This window comes from Leisingera aquimarina DSM 24565 (genome assembly GCF_000473165.1).
GTDB classification, from domain to species: domain Bacteria; phylum Pseudomonadota; class Alphaproteobacteria; order Rhodobacterales; family Rhodobacteraceae; genus Leisingera; species Leisingera aquimarina.
Map to the genome: position 1 here is coordinate 24,104 of NZ_KI421505.1, position 606 is coordinate 24,709.

Sequence of the window (606 nt, forward strand, 5' to 3'; positions counted from 1 at the left end):
CAACCGGCGGGCCCGGCGATGGCTCCCGCGGAAGCACGATATCCGGCAGCTCTCAGATCACGACATGAAAGTAATTTGCGACCGTCTTAACAACACGCCCCGCAAATGCCTTGGGTGGAAGACGCCCGCGGAGGTCTTCAGAGAGAAAATGATGGAAGAACTGAGCCGCTCCCCCAACCCTCAGAGGCAATAGGTGCCGCGGTTCAGGTGTCGCTCACATCTCCATTTTCTTAACGTTTGGCGGTTAGTAAGAACCAGTTCAATCTGGATGGAAGTGCCGTGCGGGATCCTAAGAAATTCAGTGAAGTTGACTCAAGGGCCAGCCCGGAAAGCTTTTGTGCTCCCCATGAGAACCAAACTTCAGATGCCGCCCAACAGGACGCCCTTGCCGTCGGCTCCTCCTTTCTGACAGGAGATGGTGCGGCAGCTTCGGCGTTTTCTCTCAAACTGTCGGTACTTGGAATGTATTTTCAGGATCTGGCGGGCTCGGGATGGCAGATGCTGCGGTCTGCAGCCGGCCTGCCTCAGAAAACCCATCCTGATAATTCTCCGGAGTCGGCCGGAGACACAGGCTCCCCCACTCAGCGCGCCGCCCCCCCCCCCCCC

At 58.1% G+C, this 606-nt stretch carries 1 pseudogene; it reads left to right on the forward strand.

The window, feature by feature from the left end:
* Positions 1 to 193 (forward strand): annotated as a pseudogene (locus AQUI_RS32130) (IS30 family transposase); the annotation flags it as partial.
* Positions 194 to 606: the final 413 nt, after the last annotated feature.